General features: G+C 36.4%; 24 protein-coding genes. 15 read left to right on the top strand and 9 right to left on the bottom strand.

The features are described 5' to 3' along the window. Window positions 1-17: 17 nt before the first annotated feature. From ACN0U3_RS08255 to ACN0U3_RS08245, 3 genes are read right to left on the bottom strand one after another with little or no spacing between them, the layout of a single operon-like run. Entirely contained in the window at window positions 18-986 is a 969-nt protein-coding gene (locus ACN0U3_RS08255) for a deoxyhypusine synthase family protein (protein ID WP_417265827.1), read from the bottom strand. Beyond that, window positions 986-1,831, bottom strand: coding sequence for an agmatinase (speB, locus tag ACN0U3_RS08250; protein ID WP_417265826.1), 846 nt, complete (start codon window positions 1,829-1,831; stop codon window positions 986-988). Before speB ends, ACN0U3_RS08255 begins: the two co-directional genes overlap by 1 nt. Further along, entirely contained in the window at window positions 1,831-3,222 is a 1,392-nt protein-coding gene (locus tag ACN0U3_RS08245) for an arginine decarboxylase (RefSeq protein ID WP_417265825.1), read from the bottom strand. Before ACN0U3_RS08245 ends, speB begins: the two co-directional genes overlap by 1 nt. Before the next feature lie 156 nt (window positions 3,223-3,378). Between ACN0U3_RS08245 and ACN0U3_RS08240 the strand changes: the two genes are divergently transcribed. The 7 genes from ACN0U3_RS08240 (at window position 3,379) to ACN0U3_RS08210 (ending at window position 10,510) form a co-directional block, all read left to right on the top strand. After that, window positions 3,379-3,831, top strand: a complete 453-nt coding sequence (locus ACN0U3_RS08240) for an Lrp/AsnC family transcriptional regulator (RefSeq protein WP_417265824.1) — start codon at window positions 3,379-3,381, stop codon at window positions 3,829-3,831. A gap of 513 nt (window positions 3,832-4,344) precedes the next feature. Continuing rightward, window positions 4,345-5,502 carry a DNA polymerase IV gene (dinB, locus tag ACN0U3_RS08235; protein WP_417265823.1) on the top strand — a complete coding sequence of 386 codons (1,158 nt, stop codon included), beginning with the start codon at window positions 4,345-4,347 and terminating at the stop codon, window positions 5,500-5,502. Between the two features lie 78 nt (window positions 5,503-5,580). Beyond that, window positions 5,581-8,538, top strand: coding sequence for a DNA polymerase III subunit alpha (locus tag ACN0U3_RS08230; RefSeq protein WP_417265822.1), 2,958 nt, complete (start codon window positions 5,581-5,583; stop codon window positions 8,536-8,538). 127 nt (window positions 8,539-8,665) lie between these two features. After that, window positions 8,666-9,409: a T9SS type A sorting domain-containing protein gene (locus ACN0U3_RS08225; protein ID WP_417265821.1), complete on the top strand. Its 744-nt coding sequence runs from the start codon at window positions 8,666-8,668 to the stop codon at window positions 9,407-9,409. Between the two features lie 139 nt (window positions 9,410-9,548). After that, a complete protein-coding gene (locus ACN0U3_RS08220; RefSeq protein WP_299205831.1) occupies window positions 9,549-9,740 on the top strand; it encodes a YtxH domain-containing protein in 192 nt (63 codons plus the stop codon). Window positions 9,741-9,774: 34 nt separating this feature from the next. Then, window positions 9,775-10,119, top strand: coding sequence for a phage holin family protein (locus ACN0U3_RS08215; protein ID WP_417265820.1), 345 nt, complete (start codon window positions 9,775-9,777; stop codon window positions 10,117-10,119). Next, window positions 10,112-10,510 (top strand): hypothetical protein, encoded by a 399-nt coding sequence (locus ACN0U3_RS08210; protein WP_417265819.1) that lies wholly within the window; start codon window positions 10,112-10,114, stop codon window positions 10,508-10,510. Before ACN0U3_RS08215 ends, ACN0U3_RS08210 begins: the two co-directional genes overlap by 8 nt. 33 nt (window positions 10,511-10,543) lie before the next feature. On the opposite strand, the gene rimO is transcribed toward ACN0U3_RS08210, so the two are convergent. Then, complete coding sequence (gene rimO / locus ACN0U3_RS08205; protein WP_417265818.1) at window positions 10,544-11,857, bottom strand: 30S ribosomal protein S12 methylthiotransferase RimO; 1,314 nt, start codon at window positions 11,855-11,857, stop codon at window positions 10,544-10,546. A gap of 173 nt (window positions 11,858-12,030) precedes the next feature. On the opposite strand from rimO, the gene ACN0U3_RS08200 reads away from it, so the two are divergent. From ACN0U3_RS08200 to ACN0U3_RS08190, 3 genes are read left to right on the top strand one after another with little or no spacing between them, the layout of a single operon-like run. Beyond that, window positions 12,031-13,275: a DUF1015 domain-containing protein gene (locus ACN0U3_RS08200; RefSeq protein ID WP_417265817.1), complete on the top strand. Its 1,245-nt coding sequence runs from the start codon at window positions 12,031-12,033 to the stop codon at window positions 13,273-13,275. Continuing rightward, entirely contained in the window at window positions 13,272-13,934 is a 663-nt protein-coding gene (locus ACN0U3_RS08195) for a YggS family pyridoxal phosphate-dependent enzyme (protein WP_417265816.1), read from the top strand. Before ACN0U3_RS08200 ends, ACN0U3_RS08195 begins: the two co-directional genes overlap by 4 nt. Window positions 13,935-13,964: 30 nt before the next feature. Next, entirely contained in the window at window positions 13,965-14,585 is a 621-nt protein-coding gene (locus tag ACN0U3_RS08190; protein WP_417265815.1) for a DUF1684 domain-containing protein, read from the top strand. Between the two features lie 9 nt (window positions 14,586-14,594). Here ACN0U3_RS08190 and ACN0U3_RS08185 read toward each other — a convergent pair whose 3' ends face one another. From ACN0U3_RS08185 to ACN0U3_RS08170, 4 genes are all read right to left on the bottom strand, one after another. Next, entirely contained in the window at window positions 14,595-15,302 is a 708-nt protein-coding gene (locus ACN0U3_RS08185) for a hypothetical protein (RefSeq protein ID WP_417265814.1), read from the bottom strand. Between the two features lie 36 nt (window positions 15,303-15,338). Next, complete coding sequence (locus ACN0U3_RS08180; protein WP_417265813.1) at window positions 15,339-16,559, bottom strand: alanine dehydrogenase; 1,221 nt, start codon at window positions 16,557-16,559, stop codon at window positions 15,339-15,341. Further along, window positions 16,556-16,972, bottom strand: coding sequence for a tRNA (adenosine(37)-N6)-threonylcarbamoyltransferase complex ATPase subunit type 1 TsaE (gene tsaE / locus ACN0U3_RS08175; protein WP_299205844.1), 417 nt, complete (start codon window positions 16,970-16,972; stop codon window positions 16,556-16,558). The genes ACN0U3_RS08180 and tsaE overlap by 4 nt, the downstream gene beginning before the upstream one ends. Before the next feature lie 65 nt (window positions 16,973-17,037). Further along, window positions 17,038-18,582 carry a PglZ domain-containing protein gene (locus ACN0U3_RS08170; RefSeq protein ID WP_417265812.1) on the bottom strand — a complete coding sequence of 515 codons (1,545 nt, stop codon included), beginning with the start codon at window positions 18,580-18,582 and terminating at the stop codon, window positions 17,038-17,040. Window positions 18,583-18,627: 45 nt separating this feature from the next. Between ACN0U3_RS08170 and ACN0U3_RS08165 the strand changes: the two genes are divergently transcribed. The 5 genes from ACN0U3_RS08165 (at window position 18,628) to rlmD (ending at window position 24,663) form a co-directional block, all read left to right on the top strand. Further along, window positions 18,628-19,875: an HD domain-containing protein gene (locus ACN0U3_RS08165; RefSeq protein ID WP_417265811.1), complete on the top strand. Its 1,248-nt coding sequence runs from the start codon at window positions 18,628-18,630 to the stop codon at window positions 19,873-19,875. 74 nt (window positions 19,876-19,949) lie between these two features. After that, a complete protein-coding gene (gene lpxD, locus ACN0U3_RS08160) occupies window positions 19,950-20,978 on the top strand; it encodes a UDP-3-O-(3-hydroxymyristoyl)glucosamine N-acyltransferase (protein WP_299205849.1) in 1,029 nt (342 codons plus the stop codon). A gap of 30 nt (window positions 20,979-21,008) precedes the next feature. Next, entirely contained in the window at window positions 21,009-22,421 is a 1,413-nt protein-coding gene (locus ACN0U3_RS08155; RefSeq protein ID WP_299205850.1) for a bifunctional UDP-3-O-[3-hydroxymyristoyl] N-acetylglucosamine deacetylase/3-hydroxyacyl-ACP dehydratase, read from the top strand. Beyond that, window positions 22,411-23,187, top strand: coding sequence for an acyl-ACP--UDP-N-acetylglucosamine O-acyltransferase (lpxA, locus tag ACN0U3_RS08150; RefSeq protein ID WP_299205851.1), 777 nt, complete (start codon window positions 22,411-22,413; stop codon window positions 23,185-23,187). Before ACN0U3_RS08155 ends, lpxA begins: the two co-directional genes overlap by 11 nt. Window positions 23,188-23,232: 45 nt before the next feature. Beyond that, on the top strand, window positions 23,233-24,663 hold the full coding sequence (gene rlmD / locus ACN0U3_RS08145; RefSeq protein WP_299205853.1) for a 23S rRNA (uracil(1939)-C(5))-methyltransferase RlmD: 1,431 nt from the start codon (window positions 23,233-23,235) through the stop codon (window positions 24,661-24,663). Between the two features lie 113 nt (window positions 24,664-24,776). Here the strand turns inward: rlmD and ACN0U3_RS08140 are convergent, their stop codons facing one another. Next, the gene (locus tag ACN0U3_RS08140; protein ID WP_417265810.1) at window positions 24,777-25,655 is read right to left on the bottom strand and encodes a patatin-like phospholipase family protein; all 879 of its coding nucleotides are present in this window, start codon (window positions 25,653-25,655) and stop codon (window positions 24,777-24,779) included. Between the last annotated feature and the right edge of the window lie 51 nt (window positions 25,656-25,706).

Here is a 25,706-nt window from a genome sequence, read left to right as displayed (position 1 = left end):
AATATAAATCCTCTTTCCTACTGATCCAACAAATATGCAAACACCAATGGCGCCACGATCGTTGCATCCGATTCAATAATAAATTTCGGAGTATCGATGCTCAATTTCCCCCAAGTGATTTTTTCGTTTGGAACTGCTCCAGAATACGAACCAAAACTTGTTGTAGAATCTGAAATCTGACAGAAATAACTCCAGAATGGTGTGTCTTCACGTTCTAAATCTTGCGCTAACATTGGAACAACACAAATTGGGAAATCTCCTGCGATTCCTCCACCGATTTGGAAGAAACCAATTCCTTCCTCTCCAGCGTTGTTCGTGTAATAATCTGCTAACCACATCATGTACTCAATTCCTGATTTCATCGTAGAAGCTTTCAACTCTCCTTTAATACAGTAAGAAGCGAAAATGTTTCCTAAGGTTGAATCTTCCCAACCCGGAACAACCATAGGCAGGTTTCTCTCTGCTGCTGCAATCATCCAAGAGTTTTTAGGGTCAATTTCATAATACTGCTCTAAAACTCCAGAATTCACCATTTTATATAAAAATTCATGAGGGAACATACGTTCTCCTTTATCTTCTGCATCTTTCCATACTTTGAAGACATGATCTTGCAAACGACGGAACGCTTCTTCTTCAGGAATACACGTATCCGTTACACGGTTCAATCCTTTCTCCAATAGTGCCCACTCATCCTTCGGTGTTAAATCACGGTAATGTGGTACACGCTTGTAACTATTGTGTGCTACCAAATTCATTAAATCTTCCTCCAAGTTTGCACCTGTAGTGGAAATCATGTGAATTTTATCTTGACGAATCATTTCTGCTAACGAAATCCCTAATTCTGCTGTACTCATCGCACCAGCAAGAGAAACCAACATTTTCTTTCCTTCGTTCAGGTGTTTTTCGTAACCTTTCGCAGCATCTACAAGTGATGCAGCGTTAAAATGTCTGTAATTGTACTCAATAAACGCTCTAACTTTTCCCATTATGAATTAAATTTATAAGATAATATTTTATATACTAATTTTGCTGCCATGAAATCTGGCGCTGGAACTCCTTCTACCGGAGCTAACTCAACAATATCAAAACCAACTAAGGTTTTCTCTTCAATAACTCTTCTCACCAATGTAATCACATCGTACCAGTACAACCCTCCTGGTTCTGGTGTACCTGTGGATGGCATAATCGAGGGATCAAAAACATCCAAGTCAATCGTCAAGTAGACTTCTTCTCCCAATTGGTCAAGTACCTCATCCATCCAGTTTGAAGTTGAATTAATGCGGTACATATCGAAGAAATTATCCTCATTTACGAATGGTAATTCTACTGAATCCATGCTGCGAATTCCAACTTGAACTAAATTCGTGTTTTTTGAAGCTGCATGCATTGCACAGGCATGATTACACGCAGACCCATGGAATTCTGGACGCAAATCTGAATGTGCATCCAACTGTAAAACAGAAAGATTCTCGTATTTCTTTTTGAATGAACGAATCGCTCCAATTGAAATCGAATGTTCACCTCCAAAAAGACTTACAAATTTCCCCGTCTCTAAATACTCATCAGTAGTTTTTTCTACTGCGTCGCACATTAATTCTGGTGATTTGTCCTCTGTAACTGCTGGAGCAACGAAAATTCCTTTTTCATAAACTTCAGAGTCCGTTTCAATGTCGTACAATTCCATATTTTCTGAAGCGTCCATTAAAGCTTCAAATCCTTTGTCGGCACCTTTCCCGTAGGTCGAAGTTCCGTCGTAAGGTACAGGGATAATCACTACCGCTGCGTTTTCTAATTTCCCTAATTCTTCGGGAATTCCTGCAAATGTTCTCATTAGTATCCTAAAATTTTAAGCATTTCTTCACTTGTTTGCTGTGGAGCAAATAGTTCATCTACTAGCTCTCCGTTTTCATCATGACTCAATAAAATGTGTTTTGGACTTGGAATCAAACAGTGTTTTATTCCTCCATATCCTGAAATTGATTCTTGATATGCTCCACAGTTAAAAAATCCAACATGCATTGGCTCTTTCTTATTATATACAGGCAAATAAATAGCGTTGACATGTTGTTCTGAGTTATAATAATCATCGCTATCGCATGTTAATCCACCTAGAAAAACACGTTCGTACTTTTCTTCCCAACGATTAATTGGGAGCATAATAAAACGCTTGTTAATTGCCCATGAATCAGGAAGAGTTGTCATGAAAGAGCTATTAATCATGTTCCATTTCTCTCTATCGTTCTGTTTCTTTTGGTCGAGAATAGTATACACCATTCCTCCTGCTTCTGCTACGGTGAAAGAGCCAAACTCTGTGAATATATCTGGATGAATTGCATCTACGTGGTCTGCAGATAGTTTGATTTGCCCAACGATTTCATCAACCAAGTATTCATAATCAAATTCAAAAGCCAGGGAATTTTTCACAGGGAATCCTCCTCCTACGTTTAGGTACTTGATATCAGCATCGTTCTTAATTAAATTTTCATAAACACTTAAGAATTTATGCAACTCGTTCCAATAGTAAGCGTTATCTCGAATCCCTGTATTTACAAAGAAGTGCAACATAGAAAGTTTAAACTTCTTATGGTCTTTTAGCTTCCAATTATAAAATGAAACCACATCCTTGTATCCAATTCCAAGACGAGATGTATAGAATTCAAATTTAGGGTCTTCCTCTGAAGCAATACGGATCCCGATTTCTAACTCTTGATCAATTTGCTCGTCTAGAATATCAAATTCTTTGAAGTTATCAATCACAGGAATAACACGAGTAAATCCAAGCTCTAACAGCTCTTTAATTTTCTTGATGTACACCTCTGTTTTGTATCCATTACAAAGCACATAAGTATCTTTATCTAACTTCCCCTTCTTGTGCAAAGCAATCAATATATCAATATCAAAAGCAGAACTCGTTTCGATATTCGTATTGTGTTTTGTACACTCTTCCAACACGAAATTAAAATGTGAACTTTTCGTACAGTAACAGTATTCATATTTTCCTTTGTAATCTTGCTTCTTCATACTCGTATGAAACCAATGACGACAACGTTCAATTTGTTTTCCAATTACAGGAAGATAGGTAAAACGAAATGGTGTTCCATACTTTTTAATCAAAGCACTCATATCAACTCCCCTGAAAGAAAGATCACCATTTTCAACACTAAACTCCTCTTGAGGGAAGTCAAATGTTTGTTCTATTAAATCTTGATATTTGTTTTTCATTTTTTATTTCAGAAAAAAATTGGTTAAAAAAATCTCACCTTATTAAAAGATTAAATCGCTGCAAATTTGAGTCAAAAAAGTGATATAAAATACTAATAGATAAAAGTTAGTAGATTATACTGTTAAATGGTATATTTGAAGTCAAAATCTCTAAACATGGATAAAATTGATCGAAGAATCCTTGAAATTCTCCAAACGGATTGCTTAAAGACAGCTAAAGAAATGGCTTCTGAACTGTCATTAACTACTACTCCGATCTATGAAAGGATAAAAAAACTGGAAAAAGCGGGATATATAAAAGAATATGTTGCCTTGTTGGATGCGGATCTACTGGGGAAATCGATTGTTGTTTTCCTCAACCTCACCGTAAAAGACCACCACGCTTCCAAACGAACAGAGTTTATTGAACAAATGGAATCGTTAGAGTCTATCACTGAATTTTACCATATTTCTGGTTCTTATGACTTTTTGGCCAAGGCTAGGTTTTCAAACATTAAGGAATACCGTGACTTTTTAGTGAATGACGTAGCTTCGATTTCGAATATTAGTGATATTGAATCTCAGATTGTGTTGGAAGAGTTGAAGTATTCTACTAGGGTGGTTATTTAGGGTGAATTTAACCGCAAAGAGCGTGTTTTTTTTACCGCAAAGGACGCGGAGGTTTTTATCGCAGAGGTTCACGGAGATAGCGGAGTTTAAAAAAAACAAAGGTTGTGGAGTTTATTCTGTGGATATTCAAATTCCTTACCCTCAATCTCTGCATCCTTTGCAAAAGCTTTGCGTCCTCTGCGGTTAACCTACAGTTAGTTTAAACTTAAATCTTTTCTTCAAGAATATATATTGATTATATTTTAACCAAAATAAAGATTATTATATAAACATTTACTACATTTGTGCCTGTAGTTTCTTGGTAAAAATACAAGTTTCTATTCCTCAAAACGATATGCAGTTTTATTGATTTATTTAAGAATAATTGAAGTGTTTGAATTATAAAGTTCAATAGCAAGGCGCACTTTTTTTTTTGAAATCCAAGGAGTTGACTTTTGTCAATGACTGCTTTCAAAATAAAGTGCAACGCAGATATTGGGCTTTATAATTCAAACACAGTAAAACTGAAAAACAATGCAACAACAACACCGTGCAATTGTCCACATGGATTTGGACACATTTTTTGTCTCTTGCGAAAGACTTGCTGACAGTCGTTTGATAGGCAAACCTATTTTAATCGGAGGAACATCAGACCGAGGAGTGGTCGCGTCGTGTAGTTACGAAGCCCGTCAATTTGGAATTCATTCTGCGATGCCCATGAAACTCGCCATAAGGCGTTGTCCAGAGGCCATTGTAATTTCTGGAAATTCGGAAACCTACAGTAAATATTCTCGAATGATTACAGACATTGTTAAGGAAGCCGCTCCTGTTTATGAAAAGAGTTCTATTGATGAGTTCTATATTGACCTCTCAGGAATGGATAAGTTTTTCGGATGTTTACAATACGCAAAAGAATTGCGAGAACGCATCATTCGAGAATCGGGCTTGCCGATTTCTTTTGGCTTGTCGGAAAACAAAACAGTTTCTAAAATTGCCACAGGAGAAGCCAAACCGAATAACGCCATTAATGTTGATTACGGTACAGAGCGCCATTTTCTCGCGCCTTTATCCATTCGTAAAATTCCTTCGGTGGGATTAAAAACCTACCAAACTTTTTGTGGATTAGGTGTAAAGAAAATTCAAACGCTCCAAGAGATGCCTGTCGAATTATTAGAGCAGGTTTTTGGAAAAATGGGCCGTTCCATTTGGAAAAAAGCATATGGAATCGATCATTCTCCGGTTATTCAATACAATGAAAAGAAATCAATATCCGCTGAACACACTTTCGAACAAGACAGTATCGATGTTCATCAAATGCGCGCTCTTTTATGTGCTATGGGAGAAAAGCTAACGTACAAATTACGGACAAGGAATAAAGTAACCGCTTGTGTTACTGTGAAAATTCGTTATTCTGATTTTCAAACCAAAACTTTGCAACGTAAAATTCATTACACAGCAGCAGATCATGAGATTATTCCGTTAATCGTAGCACTATTTGATCAATTGTATCAACGCCGTGTAATGATTCGATTGGTCGGCGTACGTTTGAGTCATTTGGTGCAAGGTGGACAACAAATTAGCCTGTTTACAGACGACAGTAAATACTCTAACTTATATCAAGCCATGGATAAAATTCGGAATCGTTTTGGAAAACAAAGTGTAATGTACGCTAGGTCAAGCTGGAACAAGTAAAATAGTGCTTTCGGTACCTTTGAAGTGTTGCCTTCGACACACAAAAAGTATAAAAACATTTAAAATAAAAGTAAGAAAATGTTCATCCACACAAAATACAGCATCGGCTACGGCATGAAATCTCCTGAAAAAACCATTCAGTGGGCAAAGGACTGTGGATTCCCAAGTTTGGCGGTAAGCGACATCAATTCCACAACAGCAATATTGAGCAGTCTAAAATATGCGCAATCAATCGCGTTCCCAATCGTTGCAGGAGTAGACATTCGCAATGGAGTTAAACACTGTTACCTCATCATTGCCGAAAACAACAGGGGTTTTCATGAACTCAATGCTTTCCTGACCCAACACTTACATGAAAGTTTAAACTTTCCAAAAGCTGCGCCTTATTTAGCCAATTGCAAAATCATCTATCCTTTGAAGAACAAACCAAAGACCTTACGCGACAATGAATTCATAGGTATTCAAGCTCATGAACTCAACAAGCTTCCCTTCATTAAAGATGTTCCGAAGGAAAAATGGTTGGCAATTCAACTCATGACCTTCCAAACGAAGAGAGAATTCAACACCCACCGTTTATTGCGTTCTATTGATAAAAACATTTTACTTTCACAGCTTTCAGAAAAAGAACAAGCTCCAAGTACAGAACAATTCTATTCCTATAAAGAACTCCAAGCATTGTTTTCTAAAGCCAATTTCATCTTGAATCAAACATTTGAGTTATTATCTCAATGTCAAATTCATTTTGGGTTTAACGATGATGCGGAGCCACAAAACATTCGCACATATACGGGAACAATGGAGGAAGATAAAGCATTAATTCAATCGCTTTGTTTGAAAGGACGTAGCAAACGTTATCCTTGGGCCGATTTTTCAACCAAAAATGATACCGCCAAAGCAATTACTGACCGCATAGAAAGAGAAATTGAAGTCATTGAACAAAAAGGATATATGGCTTACTTTTTAGTCACTTGGGACATTATTCATTATGCTAAATCACAAGGATACTTCCATGTTGGCCGAGGCAGTGGTGCCAACAGTATCGTCGCTTATTTATTGGGAATAACAGATGTTGACCCTTTAGAGTTAGACCTTTATTTTGAACGTTTTATCAATCTTTACCGAAAAAACCCGCCCGATTTTGACATTGATTTTTCATGGAGAGAACGCGACGATGTTTTGCGGTACATTTTCAATCGTTTTCCTAACACCGCACTGATTTGCACCTATAACACTTATAAATTTAGAAGCTGTATTCGTGAATTAGGGAAAGTATTGGGACTTCCAAAAACAGAAATTGACAAATTAGCCAAGGGCAAATATCAACTTCATGAGTTAGACCACATGAGTCAGCTGGTTTTAAAATATGGAAAGTACATCGAAGGACTTCCCTCCCATTTGAGCATACATGCAGGAGGAGTCATCATCAGTGAAAAGCCAACTTCTTGGTTGAGTGCGACCTTTCTTCCGCCAAAAGGATTTCCAACCGTTCAATTCTCTATGCTTGAAGCTGAAGATGTAGGTTTATATAAATTCGATATTTTGAGTCAGCGTGGATTGAGTAAAATTCGCGAAAGCTTAGATATTATTGCATATAATCAACCCGAAAAAGCAATCCACGACATTCACGACATCACCTTCTTCAAAAAAGACAAGAAAATTCAATCCTTGTTACAAAACGGAGAAGCCATGGGTTGTTTTTATGTTGAATCTCCAGCAATGCGTATGTTAATGAAAAAACTCAACACAACAACTTATTTAGACTTGGTTGCTGCGAGTTCTATTATTCGTCCGGGAGTTTCCAGTTCAGGAATGATGAAAGAGTATATTTTGCGTCACAAAGATCAAGAACGCAGAAAGCTTGGACATCCACTATTGCTATCCATAATGCCAGAAACCTATGGAATTATGGTTTACCAAGAAGACGTAATCAAAGTGGCCCATCATTTTGCAGGATTAAGTTTAGATGAAGCAGACATCTTACGTAGAGGAATGTCGGGGAAATACCGTTCGCGAGGAGAATTCGATGCCATTCAAGAGCAATTCTTTTCTAACTGTAAAGAAAAGGGATATGCAGACGAACTCACTCAAACCATATGGAAACAAATCGAAAGCTTTGCTGGCTATGCATTCTCCAAGGGACATTCTGCATCTTATGCTGTAGAAAGTTTCCAAAGTTTGTATTTAAAAGCCTATTTCCCTTTAGAGTATATGGTTGCTACAATCAATAATTTTGGCGGTTATTACACCACCGAATTTTACATTCATGAAGCACGAAGATTAGGTGCTAAAATTGAACCTCCGTGTATTCAAAACAGCAAGTGGGAAACAATCATCAAAGGAAAGACAATTTATTTAGGCTTTCAACTTATTATGGGAATTGACAACAAAGAAATCGTTCGTTTACTCAATTATAGAAAAGAAAATGGTAAATTCAACTCTTTGGATCAGTACCTAAGAATGCTACATCCCACCCTAGAGAATTTGCTTTTATTGATTCGCATTAACGCATTTCGTGAAATTTCACATGACAAACAAGCTTTGAAATGGCAAGCACATCTGTTTTATAAAAAATCAAAAGTTATAAAGCATCAAGAAGTTTTATTTCAACAGGAAACGAAACAATATAAGTTACCTCAGCTACAAGTAGATGAATTAGAGCAATCCTTTGAAGAGCTCGACTTACTAGGCTTTCCTTTGAATAATCCATTCGAGTTATTATCCTCGCCAATTAAAAACTACATATCAGTCAATGACTTAGAAAAACACACAGGCCAACACATCACAGTATACGGTTATTTAGTAGCCATCAAAACCACCCGTACAAAACGTGGAGACCTTATGAATTTCGGCACCTTTCAAGATTACAACGGAGAAGTTTTTGACACTGTTCATTTTCCACCAAGTGTTAAAGCCTATCCATTTCGCGGTCGAGGTATTTATCAATTGCGCGGAAAGGTTGCGCAAGAGTTTAACTACTATAGCTTGGAGGTCATTCAACAAATCAAATTAAAAGAAGTAGATGATTGTAGGTTATAAAACCCAAATGCCTATCCAATTGAAAACCGACTATAACGAATAAATACCGATAAAATATTTAACAAGCATAAAAACAGTCAATTCTAAATATTCTATTATATTTGGGTGAACTAAAAAATAAAAATCTATGAAAAAAATTTACTTATTAACCTTAGCAACTTTATTTGCTGGTGCAGTTTCAGCACAACGTTCTCTAGACTTATCATTAACATTAACAGATCCTGTTGATGCATCTACTGTTCCTCAAACGACTAATCAAAACCTTGATTTTGAAGTTAGTAACTTAGGAGATGATTTAATTGAAAATGATACTATAGTTCTCTACTTGTACAATGCGACTACACAAGAGCAGTATTCAATGGTTGGACAATTACAAGACCAAGTTAACATTGTACCTCTTACTGGTCAAACATTGCCGGTTGCGACATCTTTAAATAGTGGTGGTACATTTACTCCTGCAATGCTAGGTGGAATAGAACTAGACCTTACCGTAGCAGGTTTTAATGTTGGTGACAATATTATTGTTGCTGTAGATATCTGGGGAGCTAATGGAGAAACAGAAGAGCAAGCTACATTCGCTAACAACATCGGTTCTTTTACAATTGGTGCAACTACGTCACTTACTATCAATACAAAAGACATCAAAGTTTACCCTAACCCAGCAACGAACTTTGTTAACTTCAAAGTTGATGGTTTAGAAAATGGAACAGTTACGATTAACTCTGTTACTGGACAAGAAGTTGTAAACACTTCAATCAGCGGTACTGAAAAAGTTAATGTTAACCACTTAAATAATGGTGTTTACATTTATACTGTACGTAACGCAAACGGTGAAGTTGTTAAAACAAACAAATTGATTATCAGAAAGTAATTTTACGATAACATTTAATTTACAGAAAGAGATCATTCGCAAGGATGGTCTCTTTTTTATTTTAGTTTTTTTATGATTCATAATTTTGATGGACCTTATTAAACTGTTATATTGTTATAAATCAATAAAAAACAAAAAAATGGGAGATACATCAAAAATAATTGCTGCAGCTTTAGCAGGTGCAGTAGTAGGAGCTGGAGTAGCATTATTATTAGCGCCAGCAAGTGGAAAAGAGACAAGAGAAAAGATTGCAGATAAGTTGGGGGACGCAAAAGACGCAATATCTGACAAGGGTGAAGAACTACTTAAGAAGGCTAAAGCAAAATCTTAATTAAAATAAACCTTAAGGACAACCACAAAGAAATATGAAGGAAGACAATCCAACCCAAAAAAGCATTGAAGAGGTTAAAAAATTAGCCTCTTCTTATCTTGAATTATTTAAAGTTAAAAGTGCAAAAAAATCAGCTCAGGTTGCTACTGGAGCGAGCTATGGACTACTTACAGTCATATTAATAATAATGAGCTTTACTTTTTTTGGCTTTGCCTTGGCTTTTTTTATAGGAGAGCTGTTGGGATCAATTGCATTAGGCTTTGTGATTGTTGGAGCAATACCACTAGTCACACTTTTACTAATGCGTCTATTCAACAGGAATATCACCGATTATTTACTGAATTTCTTCACCAGACTAATGACAAAGAACGATGAGTAAAAAAAACCACTATAAAGAATTATTAATAAAGGAAAAGCGGTTAACTCAAGAAATAGAGCTGTCAAAAGTTAAGATAGAATATAACTTAAAAGCAGCTTTAAATCCAGAAAATCTGTTTAGCTTTTTCGAAGACAAGCTAGAGAAACATGTACCTCAAAATTACGAGGGCGAATTCGATTTGAAGAAATATCTAATCAGTATGTCTGTTGACTTTCTATACGAACAAGTAAGCAGTAGTTTCATCAGTAAACCTGAAATGAAGAAAACAGCACAATGGAAATTGATTGTAAAGTCTGTTGTGGATAGTTTTTATATCAAAAACAAAGCTTACGTCACAGATTTAGTCTCTGAGTATATAGATAAAGGAATAAAAAAATGGACTAATAAATAGTCCATTTTTTTTTATTCACTCGTTTTCTTTTATCTAATCTGCTAACTTTCCGTACAAATCGTAATGATCTGCTGAAGTGATCAAAATCGGAGCAAAATCACCGATACGGACATAATTATCAGCTGCTTTAATCAATACTTCATTATCTACTTCTGGAGAGTCATATTCAGTTCTACCAATAAAGTAATCACCTTCTGCTCTATCGAACAAAACTTTTCTTACTTGACCAATGTGGCGTTGATTCAAATCATAACTAATTCCTGATTGTAATTCCATAATTGCATCAGCACGTTCGCGCTTTAAAGCCGCAGGAACATCATCTTCGAAATTATAAGCATGCGTATTTTCCTCATGTGAATAAGTAAAGATTCCTAAACGTTCGAATCTAGATCGTTCAACCCAGTCATACATTTCTTGGAAGTCAGCTTCCGTTTCTCCAGGGTATCCTGCAATCAATGTTGTACGAATAGCTATTTCTGGAACTTTATTACGAATATCAGTAATCAACTGTTCTGTTTTTTCACGAGTTGTTCCACGTCTCATCGCTTTCAACATACGTGTCGAACCATGTTGCAAAGGCATGTCTAGATAATTACAAACGTTGCTTTTGTTTTTCATTACGTCTAACACATCCATTGGGAATCCTGTAGGGAATGCATAATGTAATCTGATCCATTCGATGCCTTCAACATCTGATAAACGGTCAATTAACTCAGACAATGCACGCTTCTTGTACAAGTCTAAACCGTAATAAGTAAGGTCTTGTGCAATCAACATCAATTCCTTCACACCTTTTGCTGCTAAGCCTTCAGCTTGTTTTACTAAATCTTCAATCGGAGTAGACTTATGTCCACCACGCATAATGGGAATAGCACAGAATGAACACGGTCGATCACATCCTTCTGCAATCTTAAAATAAGCATAATGTGATGGAGTTGTCAGTAAACGCTCTCCAACCAATTCATGTTTATAATCTGCTTTTAATGTTTTTAGCATACGTGGTAACTCACGTGTCCCAAAATAAGCATCAACTTCAGGTATTTCTTTTTCTAAATCGTCTTTATATCGTTGTGATAAACATCCTGTAACGTATACTTTATCTACTTGCCCTTCTTTTTTAGCTTGTGCATAACGTAAAATCGTATCAATTGATTCTTGTTTTGCGTTGTCGATAAATCCACATGTATTGATAATGACAATTTCAGAATCATCGTGTTTTGCTTCGTGTTCTACTTCAAATTTATTGGCTTTCAATTGTGCCATAAGCACTTCTGAGTCAAAAATATTCTTTGAACATCCTAAAGTGACAACATTCACTTTGTTTTTCTTCAGCGTTTTTGTCTTCATGCTGCAAAGTTACAGCTTAAATAAGATTTTCAAGCACTCCATTATAAAAAGAATACTTTTTCCATTAAAATAGCGATAAAATCATCCTGCAAAATGAATAATACCTTAGCATTTGAAACATATTTATATCTTTGTTCAACTTGCTAGATATGCAATTTAGAAATGTTTAAACTATGACAAAAATCAAAGCTTTTAAAGCTATACGTCCTGTTCGAAGCAAAGCGCACTTAGTAGCATCTCGAGCTGTAGCCACGTATAAACATACTATTCTCGAGGCCAAGCTTGAGTCTAATCCTTATTCTTTTATCCACATCATTCACCCTGAATTCTTTGAGAATGACGACACAAGAACCGCTCCCAATTCTGTTGAACGGTTTTTGAAAGTAAAAGATAAATATGAAGAGTTCAAAGAAAGAGGAATTCTGATTCAAGACAGTGAGGAGGCTTTGTATATTTACAGGCAATCGACGCCAAATCATTCTTATCTTGGAGTTATTGGTGGAGCTAGTGTTCAAGAATACAAAGACAATAAAATAAAGAAACATGAAGCTACATTAGCTTCACGAGAAGCTATGTTTACCAACTACCTTGACGTTGTCGGATTCAATGCTGAACCAGTATTGTTGAGTCATGAAAAAAGTGAGGCACTTGACCTTATTTTGGCAGAAATCGTAAAAAAACGTCCAGAATATGAATTCACGACAACAGATGAAACAACTCACGAAGTGTGGATTGCCAACAAAGAAGAAGTAAAAGGAATTCAAAAAGCTTATACAGAAATAGACACCTGTTACATAGCCGACGGACATCACAGGTCTGCCTCTTCAGTACGTTTACATGATGCTATTGCGGGGCGAGGAGATTATGACAGCACAAAAAACTACAATGCTTTCTTAAGTTTCTTTATCGATGAAGAACGTTTGAATATCATGCCTTTTAATCGACTTTGTAAATCACTTAATGGACATACAAAATCAGAATTACTCACTTTAGTAGAAGAACAATTTGAAGTAACTGAGCTTCAACGACCTACTCCACCAGAGCAATTACATGACATTCATATGTTTGTTGACAGGAGCTGGTACCGACTGCGTCTTAAAATCAACAAGCACACAAAGCTCGATGCTGTAAGTAGTATTGATGCTGAAATATTGACCCGTTACATCTTATCTCCTATTTTAGGAATTCACGATTTAACGACTGATGAAAACATTTCTTTTCAAAGTGGCGAAGACGGCATTTTGGCCATTGAACATTCTGTAAACTCCGGTGTTAATCAAGTAGGATTCTTACTTTATCCAGTGACCATGGAGCAACTAAAAGCAGTTGCTAATGAAAACGCAATTATGCCACCAAAATCTACATGGATAGAACCGAAAATGCGCAGTGGCTTAACCATTTATAAAATAGACGAATGATTTCAGAGAATTTATTAAAAGTAAAAGCTAACCTTCCTTCAGATGTAACCCTAGTGGCTGTTTCTAAAACGAAGCCAAATGAGGCCATTATGGAAGCATACGAAACTGGTCAACGTATATTTGGGGAAAACAGAGTGCAGGAACTGACCGATAAATACAAAGCCCTTCCCAAGGATATTGAATGGCATATGATCGGCCATTTACAATCAAACAAAGTAAAGTACATTGCCCCATTTGTAACTTTAATTCACGGCGTTCACAACTACAAACTCTTGAAAGAAATCAATAAAAGAGCTAAAAACGAAGGCCGAATTATCGATGTACTAATTCAGTTTCATATTGCTCAAGAAGACAGTAAAGCTGGATTTAATTTTGATGAAGCCAAGGAAATGTTAGAAGATGATAATTTCTCACTTTTGGAAAACATCAACATCCGTGGAGTTATGGGGATGGCTACATTCACAGACAATAAAGAGCAAATTCAGGATGAATTCAGAACTTTGAACAATTATTTTCAAATTTTTAAAAGTCACTACTTTAAATTCAATGAAAACTTCACAGTTGTTTCTATGGGAATGAGTGGTGATTACGAAATTGCTATCGAAGAAGGAAGCAACATGGTGAGAATTGGAAGTACCATTTTTGGCGAAAGAAATTAGCCCTTTTTTTTAAAATTTAACACTACACTTATGAAAACAAATTTCAGGCGATTATTGAATGTTGGACTTACCTTATTGATTTCGTATTCCACCCTAAATGCACAAGACAATTATATGGATTCCCTCCAAAACGTAAGGGATGAATTCAATCAAAAGTTGCTACATACAGATTCAATCATTAATCCAGAAGAGCAATCCATAATAGAATCTCTTTCATACTTCGAGATAGACCGTAGTTGGATCCTCACCGCAAAATTCAAAAAGAAAAAAGGGAAGGTATTTGAAATGCCAACTACAACGACAAGAAAACCTGAATACCGACGTATTGGTTATCTGCACTTCAAGCGCAATGGTGAGAAATTCAAACTTGCTGTATACAAAAGTGTTGGTTTCACCCTTCCAAAATACAAGGATTATGTATTTATTCCATTTAAAGATGGAAATGCACCTGAAAAAACCTATGGCGGTGGACGTTATTTAGACTTGGAAATTACAGATGATATGAAAACTGTTAAAGTAGACTTCAACACGGCGTACAATCCCTACTGTGTTTACTCTCATCGTTATTCTTGCCCCATTACGCCGGAGGAGAACCACATTGAAATTAAAGTCGAAGCTGGTGTGAAAAATCCAGTTATGAAAGAAGAATAAGACCTTTGTTTATTCTGTTTCACACGGTAGCTTTTCATCCCAAAAGAAATCTTTAAAAGTAATTCGAGATTCAAACCAAATTGTTTTCGCCTCAACATCAATCGTATCATTTTGTGTAAAATGAATGTATTGAACAGCTTTGGTCAACATTAAATCACTTTTCGTAAAGTTGACTTTCCCTGTTGCTTTCATTGCATTAGTAATGTCTTGAGGATCAGCAGAAGCTAGTCCTCTTGCCTTGCATTGAGTGTAATTTGATTTATCAACAAAGACCAAAGAAGAATCTTTTGGTAAACGCACCATATCTCCAAAGCCTTCCAAATGTTCGTAACGTTTAGGAGCTTCACCTTGATCTAAAACATGTACAACTGAGATATAACTATCTTCATACAAAGAGAACTGTAACCGTTTATCAATAGAGTCGTTTTCTTCAATGATGTACACTTTAGGATAAAAATTTTGATCCTTTAAGCTGTTTGAAAAATCAACACTCCCTTTTACCAAAAACCTATAAATATTGTCTTTATTTAGGCCCAGCTTATTCAGGGCAGGAATTTGATCTTCTGGAAAAACAATTATTTTATCTTGAATAGCGTTTTTCACTCTGTTGGTAGGTGTCCACGAGCATCCACGATCTTTAAATAAAATGCTGACAAAGATTGTCCCAATTAGAAATCCGATTAAATAATACCTGAACCTTTTCCAAACGCCTTGCATAATTCCTTTTATTTAAATGCAAAAATAGGAGGAAACTTACATCCCCATCAATAAAAGTTCAATTTCTTTGTAATTCAAATCGAATACTTTTCCCAGCACTTCACTTGTTAAGGTTCCTTTATACATATACACACCACTCCTAAACCCGTGATCTCTTTTGATTAACTCTTTATCTCCTCCTTTTTCTCCCATCTTGATAAGAACAGGAGCAAAGATATTTGAGATCGCAAAAGAAGCAGTTCGAGAAACACGCGAAGCGATATTGGGAACACAATAATGTGTTACGCCATATTTATCAAATGTTGGTGATTCATGATTCGTCAATTCAGAAGTTTCAAAACACCCTCCTTGGTCGATACTCACATCGATAATGATGGCCCCTGTCTTCATGTTACTCACCATTTCTTCAGAAACAATGCAAGGTGTTTTACCAAAAGGAGACCTTACCGCACCAATCACAATATCAGCACGCATTAATGCTTTACTTAACACCTTAGGTTGAATAATTGAGGTGTAAATACGATGACCTACCGAAGTCTGCAATCTTCTCAATTTCGCCAGGGAGTTATCAAACATTTTAACTGAACATCCTAAACCTAAAGCTGATCGAGTAGCGAATTCACCTACTGTACCAGCGCCTAATATCACCACCTCAGTAGGTTGAACTCCAGCGATTCCCCCTAGCATTACCCCTTTACCATTTTTAAAGGCATTCAGTAATTCAGCGGCAATTAAAACGGAGGTATTTCCTGCAATTTCTCCCATCGCTCTGACCACGGGAAAATGTCCCTCTTCGTCACGCATGTAATCCCAAGCAATGGCTGTAATTTTCTTTTGCATCATTTTCTGCAAAATTTGCTTCGGTTGCATATTGATTTGAAGTGCTGAGATTAAAGTTAAACCCATCCGCATCATTTCCACCTCTTCTTCAATAGGTGGTGCTACTTTAAAAACGATATCACATTGAAATATATCTTTCCTATCGTAAACGATTTCAGCACCAGCTTCTGAATAGGCGCGATCTGAAAAGTTTGCATTCTCCCCAGCTTTCGTTTCAATTTTAATTTCGTGACCATTGGCCACCAATAACGAAACTGCTTCTGGAACTAAAGCAACGCGCCTTTCTTGAAAAGAATTTTCACGTGGAATTCCTATTTTTAGACTCCCTTTTTTTCTGGCAATCTCCAACATTTCCTCTTGAGGAAGCAATCGACCTTCCTTCATAAGGCTTTTTATAATCTCTGGATCTGTCTTCATATATCTACTTCAATCACACGACCTTCTTGATCATCTTTTGTTATGTTTACCCATACGCAATCTTCTGGCAAAAGGTTCGCAATATTTTCTGCCCATTCAATAAAAACAATGGATTCACCGTAAATATACTCCTCAATTCCAATGTCATAGGCTTCGTCTTCACTTTCAACTCTGTACAAATCGAAATGATAAACCGTTTCATAATATGGGCTTTCATACTCATTGACATAGCCATAAGTTGGCGAACTAACTGCATCTACAATGCCCATTGCTTTAGCAAGATAGGAAATAAAAGTCGTTTTTCCCGCTCCCATTTCTCCTTTAAAAGCAAAAACACGGTGTTCATCAAATAAATTAAGAAAATCCTTGCTGATAAAAATCAAATCTTCCTCTGTATGTGCATGATAGTTCATCTACTCATTCTGTTTTTTGGCGTTACGAATATACTCACTTTTTGAAACTCAGCTTTTATTCCTGCTTAAATCTTTCCTTTCATTTCTGCGTAGGGGATTAATATTTCCTCTAAAGAAATACCACCGTGTTGGAAGGTATCCATATAATGCTTTGCGAAATGATTATAATTATTGGGGTAAACAAAAAAATCATTGTTGCGACTAAAAACGTAAACATCTGAAATATTGTCTTTTGGTAGGTAAGCATCATCAGGGTTTTTCACCTCAAAAACATCCTTTTCTTTATAGTTTAAATTCTTCCCAATTTTATACCTCAAGTTTGTATTGGTCTCCCTTGGTCCAACAATTTTTATGGCATTATTCACCTTAACAGTTCCATGATCGGTTGTTAAAACCACCTTTGCCTCTGTTTTGGCTATTTCTTTCATGATTTCCTGAAGCGGTGAGTGCTCAAACCAACTTGCTGTTAATGATCGGTATGCTGCTTCATCATCTGCCAATTCTCTAATAACCTTCATATCGGTACGTGCGTGCGATAACATGTCAACAAAATTGTAGACAATTACATTGAGATCATTGTTCTTCAACTGACTCATGTTTTCGGCAAGCTTTTTACCAGATTCTAGGTTAGTAATTTTTCTATACCCTAACTTTCCTTTGAACCCAAGACGGTCTAACTGTTTTTGCAACAACTCTTCCTCATTGTTGTTTTTACTGCCCTCTTCGTCTTCAGCCACCCAAAGTTTAGGGTATTTCTTCTTAATTTCGCTAGGCATCAATCCCGCAAAAAATGCATTTCTTGCATATTGCGTTGCTGTGGGTAAAATGGAAAACACAATATCTTCTTGTTCCAAAGTAAAGTACTTACTCAGCATGGGACGCAAGACTTGATATTGGTCATAGCGCAAATTATCGATAACAATTAAATAAACAGGCGCTTTCAAATGGGTTGCTACTCTATCTTTAAATAAAGTATGTAACATTTGTGGTGACTCCTCTACTCCATTCACCCAATCCAGATAATTTTCTTCAATAAATTTTGTAAATGCCGAATTGGCTTCTTTCAACTGCATATCAAAAACCTCTTGCATTCCTTGATCTTCCATATTTGAAAACTCAAGGTCCCAATTCACAAGTTTTTTATACATGCTCTTCCACTCTTCTGCAGATAAACGGTCTCCGAGATCCATTCCGATTTGTCGAAATTCTCGTTGATAATTTGTATTTAACTTTTCAGAAACCAGTTTACTTTGGTCTAAAGTCTTTTTCAGACTCAACAAGATCTGATTTGGATTAACAGGTTTAATTAAATAATCAGCAATTTTACCACCAATTGCCTCTTCCATAATGCTTTCTTCCTCACTTTTAGTAATCATTACAACTGGAACAAGTGGCCGTAGCTCCTTAATTCTAGTTAAAGCATCTAATCCTGAAATTCCTGGCATATTTTCATCCAAAAACACAATATCATAAGCTGTAGTCTCACATTTTTCAATGGCTTCACTCCCGCTATGAACGGCTTCAACCTCGTAACCTTTTTGATTTAAGAATAAAATATGTGGCTTTAATAAATCGATTTCATCATCTGCCCAAAGAATTTTCACCTGCATTGTCTGATTATTTTTAATTTTACATGATATTATAAAAGTAAAGATTTGCGTCCAAACCTCAACATAAATAACAAGAAGAAAATTATTAACGACCCTGTGTACGGTTTTATTTCCCTACCAAAGGATATAATTTTCGATTTAATAGAACACCCTTTCTACCAACGATTGAGAAGAATCAAGCAGTTGGGGATGTCACACTTGGTCTACCCTGGTGCCTTACACACTCGCTTTCATCATGCAATTGGTGCAACTCACCTAATGACCAAAGCTATTCATGTTTTACGGTATAAAGGAATTGAAATAACGGAAGAAGAAGAAACCGCAGTTTTGATCGCTATTCTATTGCACGATATAGGTCATGGTCCATTCAGCCACACTTTAGAGCGCGACATTGTTAAAAATGTAAGTCACGAAGAGATTTCTTTGTTGTTTATGAAGCGATTATCCGAAGAGTTTGAAGGTAAGTTGGACATGGCTATTGCTATCTTTGAAGATAAACATGATAAGCCTTTCCTCCATCAACTTGTTTCGAGTCAATTGGATATGGACCGCATGGACTATCTGAACAGAGACAGTTTTTACACTGGGGTTTCTGAAGGAGTAATAGGAAGTGACCGCATTATTGCAATGCTCGATGTTGCCGACAACCAATTGGTGGTGGAACAAAAAGGAGTGTATTCAATTGAAAAATTTTTGGTGGCCCGAAGATTAATGTACTGGCAAGTTTATATGCACAAGACCGTGGTTTCTTCTGAGGTGATGCTCACTTTTTTATTACGTCGTGCAAAAATGCTTGTACAATCTGGAAAGGAACTTTTCGCCAGTCCACCGTTTAAACTCTTTTTAGAAAAAGACATTGAACTCATTGACTTCGAAAAAGATCCAACCTTACTTAACCAATTTGCGCTTTTAGATGATTTTGACATCATGGGAGCAGTAAAAGTATGGCAATTTGATACGGATAAAGTTTTATCATTATTGGCCACACAATTGATCAATAGAAAACTTTTTAAGATAGAAATTTCAACCACACCTTTTTCTAAGGAACGTATTCAATATGAAATTGACTTGGTTAAAGCCCATTTTGATTTAGACCAAAACGAAGCCGGCTTTTTTGTAAGTACGGCTATATTAAGGAACAATGCCTACAATGAACAGCGCGAAAACATTAATCTATTGATGAAAGATGGAAGTGTGAAAGATGTAAGTCAGGCGGCTGACAATTTGAACATTCACGCACTTTCTGAGCCGGTAGAAAAATACTTTTTATGCTATCCTTCTCCGAATCTGTAATTATAAAGGTAGATTTGTGGAAAAATAAAGTAAAACAAAGGGGTTTGAATAAACTCTTTTTATATTTTTGAAGAATGGAATTTTCAGCAGAGCAAATCGCAGGCATCTTAGAAGGTGAGGTTCAAGGAAATGAACAAGTAAAGGTTTCAGGGCTTTCAAAGATTGAAGAAGGTCAACCCAACACCCTTACTTTTTTAGCAAACACTAAATATGAATCACATATTTACAGTACCAATGCTTCAATAGCTATAGTTGCTAAAACTTTTGAACCTTCAAAACCACTTCCTGCTACCTTAACACTAGTCAAGGTTGATGATCCTTACAGTTGTTTCGCGAAATTACTTGAGGTTTATGACCAAATGCGTCAAAAAACACCAAAGATTGAAAAGAACGCTTTTATTTCTGATTCAGCAAAGATTGGAGATGAAGTATACATCGGTGCCAATGCTTACATTGGAGAAAACGCAGTAATTGGAGACCACGTAAAAATATACCCCAATACCTTCATAGGTGATAACGTAAGCGTTGGAGATCATACAACGATTCATCCTAACGCCTCTGTTTATCATGATTGTGTAATTGGAAAATCATGTTTAATTCATGCGGGAGCTGTCATTGGATCTGATGGTTTTGGATTTGCACCAAATGAAAAAGGGGAATTCCAAAAAGTTCCGCAAATAGGAAACGTAATTTTAGAGGACCATGTTGATATTGGAGCAAACGCAACAATTGATAGAGCAACACTGGGTTCTACTATTTTACGACGTGGGGTAAAAATAGATAATCTTGTTCAAGTTGCTCACAATGTTGAAATCGGAATTAACTCTGCCATGGCTGCTCAAGCAGGTGTAGCAGGTTCTACTAAAATAGGACAAAATGTACTTGTGGGTGGACAAGTAGGAATTAGTGGTCACATCAAAATTGCTGACCGTACACAGATTGTTGCGCAATCCGGGATACCTGGAAGCGTTAAAAAATCAGACACCACCTTAATGGGCTCTCCTGGAATTCCGATCGATGATTTTAAAAGGTCATATGTTGGATTTAGAAGATTACCCTCAATTTTAAAACGTTTACAAGAAATCGAAGAAAAACTTAAATAAACTTACCGTTAATCGGTTTATTATTAAGCTATGGTTGAATATCAAAGAACATTAAAAAGCGCTGTTAAGCTACTTGGAATAGGATTACACACAGGTGAAAAAGTGACCATTGAATTGTGTCCGGCACCAGAGAATCACGGATATAAATTTCAACGTACCGACATAGAAGGAGAACCTATTATTGAAGCTGATGCGGATTTAGTTGTTTCTACAGAGAGAGGGACTACATTGGAGAAAAATGGAGTCAAAGTATATACAACTGAACACGTTTTAGCGGCGCTTTACGGGATGCAAGTCGATAATGCTTTAATCAAAATTTCAGGTCCAGAGATTCCGATTATGGATGGGAGTTCTCGACCTTTTGTTGATGCCATCGAATTGGTTGGGTATGAGGAACAAAAAGCTGAAAGGGACTATTTAGAACTGGATGAAGTTATTCCATGGGAAGACGTTGACAAAGGGATTGAATTTTTAGCTGTTCCTGATAGTGTTTACCGTTTAACAGTGATGGTAGATTACAACTCTCCTGTTTTAGGAACGCAACACGCCACGATTTATAAAATTGATGAATTTAAAGACCAAATCTCTTCTTGTAAGACTTTTGTGTTCTTGCGTGAACTAGAGTTTTTGGCCAAAAATGGTTTAATCAAAGGAGGTGACATCGACAACGCCATCATCTTGGTTGAACGTGATGATGTAACTCAAGAAGAGCTAGATCATCTTGCTGAAATTTTAGGAAAAGACAAATTACAAGTTGAATACAAAGGAATTGGAACCCTGAACAATTATGAAATGAAGTTCCAAAACGAACCTGCCCGTCATAAATTACTTGACATTGTTGGAGATTTAGCGCTTGTTGGAAAACCTATTAAAGCACATATTTTAGCGGCACGTCCTGGTCACTCAGGAAATACACGATTTGCTAAAGTTTTAAAAGAACAGATCAAGAAACAAAAAAATGGACCTCGTAAATTTGATTTAACAAAGGAGCCTTTATATACCATAAACGACATTGAAAAAATGTTGCCTCATCGTTATCCATTCTTATTAGTGGATAAAGTGATGGAAATTACAGAAGATACGATTGTTGGAGTAAAAAACATCACCATGAATGAGCCTCAATTTACAGGTCATTTTCCTGGAAATCCAATTTTCCCTGGAGTCCTACAAATTGAAGCGATGGCTCAGTGTGGAGGAATCTTTGCGTTAAGCAAAGTGGATGAACCACACCTCTACTCGACTTATTTCATGAAAATTGACAATGTAAAGTTTAAACAGAAAGTGGTTCCAGGTGATACTGTTGTATTTGAACTTAAATTAATCTCTCCTATCCGTAGAGGTCTAGTAAATATGGCTGGAAAAGGCTATATTAACGGAAAATTAGCTGTAGAAGCTGAAATGTTAGCACAAGTAATTAAAGATAAAGTAGAAAATGATCAGTAATCTTGCTTCTGTATCGTCTAACGCTAAAATTGGTGACCATGTTACAGTTGAGGCATTCACATCTATTTACGAAGATGTTGTAATTGGAGACGGTTGTCACATTGGTCCTAACGTAACCATTTACCCTGGAACTAGAATTGGAAACAATTGCAAAATTTACCCGGGCGCTGTGATTGGTGCAGTTCCTCAAGACTTAAAATTTGGAGGAGAATATACCACTGTTGAAATAGGAAACAATACCACTATTCGAGAATGTGTTACGATTCACCGTGGAACAACTGACAAAATGAAAACTGCAGTTGGAGACAACTGCTTACTCATGGGTTATGTTCATGTGGCCCATGATTGCATCCTTGGAAACAACGTAATTTTAGCCAACTATGTTGGGTTATCTGGGCATGTGACCATAGATGATTATGCCATTATTGAAGGAAAAGCTGCTGCACAACAATTCGTGCACATTGGTGCACATTCATTTATTGCTGGAGCAAGTCTGATCCGTAAGAACGTACCACCATTTGTACGTGCTGCTCGCGAACCATTAAGTTATGCTGGAATTAACGCTGTTGGCTTACGCAGAAGAAACTTTACTGAAAGCGACATCAAAACCATTGAAGATATTTACAGGATATTATTTGTTCAAAACAGTAATATTTCTAACGGACTTCAATCTTTAGCTGAGGAGTTACCAGACAGTGATTTAAAGAAAATGGTTGTTGATTTCGTGAAAAGTAGCGAAAAAGGAATTATTAGGGGCTTAATGTAATCCGCCTCTTTCTTTTTAAAATATTTACCTTAAAACTCATTCCCATTGATTAAACGTGGTCAAACAATAGAGCTTGTTATTGAAGACATGGCTTTTGGTGGAAAAGGAATAGCTCGTCTCCATGATGAAAATGGAGCCTTCGTTCTTTTTGTTCAAAATGCTTTCCCTGGTCAAAAAGTATTGGCTAGAATTGTCAAAAAAAGAAAAAAGCATGCTGAATGTAGCTTATTGAAAGTTTTGGAAAGATCTCCGCAGGAAGTTGAATCTCCTTATCAAGAAATAAGCGGAGCACCGTATATTCATGTACCCCCTAAATTGCAAGAGGAATTAAAACAAAAAGTAACTTTAGAAGTTTATCGTAGACTTGGAAATCTGCAAAATATCGAGGATCTTTTTGATGCGTTTATTCCATCTCCAGAACACTTCCATTACCGCAATAAAATGGAGTATTCATTCTCTAGTATTGAGCATGATATTCATACCGATGAAGAGATAGATGACGCATTCGCTTTAGGTTTTAAACACAGGGGAACATGGTGGAAAGTGGAAAGTTTAAACAAGGCTTCCGGATTATTTGACGAACAATGGGAAACCTTCCTTAAAGAATTTAGAGCATTCCTTTATAAAACAGGATTACCTGCATGGCACCCACCAAAGAAAGAGGGTTTTTTCAGGCATATCGTTGTTCGTAAATCGTTTCATGAAGATAAGTTGCTGATTAATTTAGTAACGTCCTCTGAAGGGCTAAAAGAATTTGACCTACAAGCTGTTGGTGATTTTCTACAAGAAAAAATGGGAGATCGAATTGCAGGATTTCAACACACCATTAACGATAACGTTGCCGATAGAGCAAAGATAGAAAACGGTGATTGCACCTTGGTATTTGGAAAAGACCATGTCATTGAGGAACTCAACGGATTGTTTTTTGAAATCAGCATGGAGAGCTTCTTTCAGACCAACCCAAAAAGTGCAGAACAACTTTATAACAAAGCTTTAGATTATGTTTTCGAAGGCAAACGTTCTTTAAACAATAAAGTCGTTATGGATTTGTTTTGTGGTACAGGAACCATTGGACAACTCTTGACCCAACGTACTCAAGACACGAAGATCATAGGTGTTGATATTGTGGAAGAAGCCATTGCAGATGCCCAACGTAACGCCAAGAGAAACAATATCGAAGGGGTAGAATTTTATGCTGCCGATGTCGGTAAGTTTTTAAAAGCGTATCCGGATTATGAAGGTAAGATTGATACAATAGTATTGGACCCACCAAGAGCAGGTATTGCCCCAAAAACTTTACTCAAAGTAATTCAACTAGGAGCAGAAAGAATAGTGTACATTTCTTGTAATCCAGCGACTCAAGCTAGAGACATTAAAACCTTAGAGGAATATGGTTATAAAACAAAGAAAGTAAGTTTAGTAGACCAGTTCCCACATACGAGTCATATCGAAGCAATTGCTCTATTTGAAAAATAGTTGAATAATTTTGAAACTAAAGAAGTTGATTCTCGTAAACAATCTCAACGGATCAAATATTAACTTCTACAGGTTAATGTATTTAAAACCTCGACAGCAATGTTGAGGTTTTTTTATTCCTTGATTTTCCAATCTTGAATTAACTGTTCGAATAACGCTTTATTGTTTTGAATGTAGCTTGTTCCATCTTGAATCAATGCCGCAATATTATCTGGGGTAGCATTGTCCATTTTGGGGTCTGCATGGATAATTTCAGGCTGAAAACGATAATAGAATAAATCATCCTCCTTTCTAGACTTCTGCTTTAATGAAGCATCTACCCTTTCTACTTCTTCTTCCATATCATCAAACATTTCTCCTTCTAACTTTCCTGTTCCAAAACTAAGGAGCAAAATAGGCTCATCAGGAAAGTAGCTTCTTGCTTCTTCATAAGCGATCTCTGCAGGGTTCTTCGCTGTCATTATGCCATCGATCAATTCATAACCATTTAAATGAACTGAAGGAAAATAACCCGGTATCGCACTGCATGCAGCCAAAGCTGTACTTAAGGAGATCTCTGATAAATCTATTTTATTTGAACCAAAAACAAAAGGTTGACTGTTTACAATGTCATAACTAACAAAGGCAAACTTAAGGTCTAGATCTGATAATTGTATCCCTTTAAACTTCCTTTTCAGGACCAACCTTAATCCTTCCGACTTTTCATGCTTTGGATTTGCAAGATTAAATAACTGAGGGCCTCGAACCTGGTATAGCCCCAACAATTCTTCGAGAGAATAAATATATTTATTGTTTTCTTTAACGATTAATCCCGCGGAAATGATTGCTCCTGTAGATGTTCCTGCTATAAAATCAACACATTTATTAATATTGTCAGCTATTTTATTCGCTCGAATTAAGGTATTAATATGGTTTAAAATCATCAAAGGAAAAACACCTCTAATTCCACCACCATCAATAGCAATTACAATCTTTAGCTTTCTTTTATTCATTTGATTAAAATAATCAAATGAGCGGAGAAAACCAATTAGATTAGTCCCAAC

Source organism: Brumimicrobium sp., from assembly GCF_048268645.1.
In the GTDB taxonomy this organism is placed as follows: domain Bacteria; phylum Bacteroidota; class Bacteroidia; order Flavobacteriales_D; family Crocinitomicaceae; genus Brumimicrobium; species Brumimicrobium ulvae.
The sequence above is the reverse complement of the archived record's forward strand: the minus strand, read 5'-3'. Positions and strand labels throughout refer to the sequence as shown.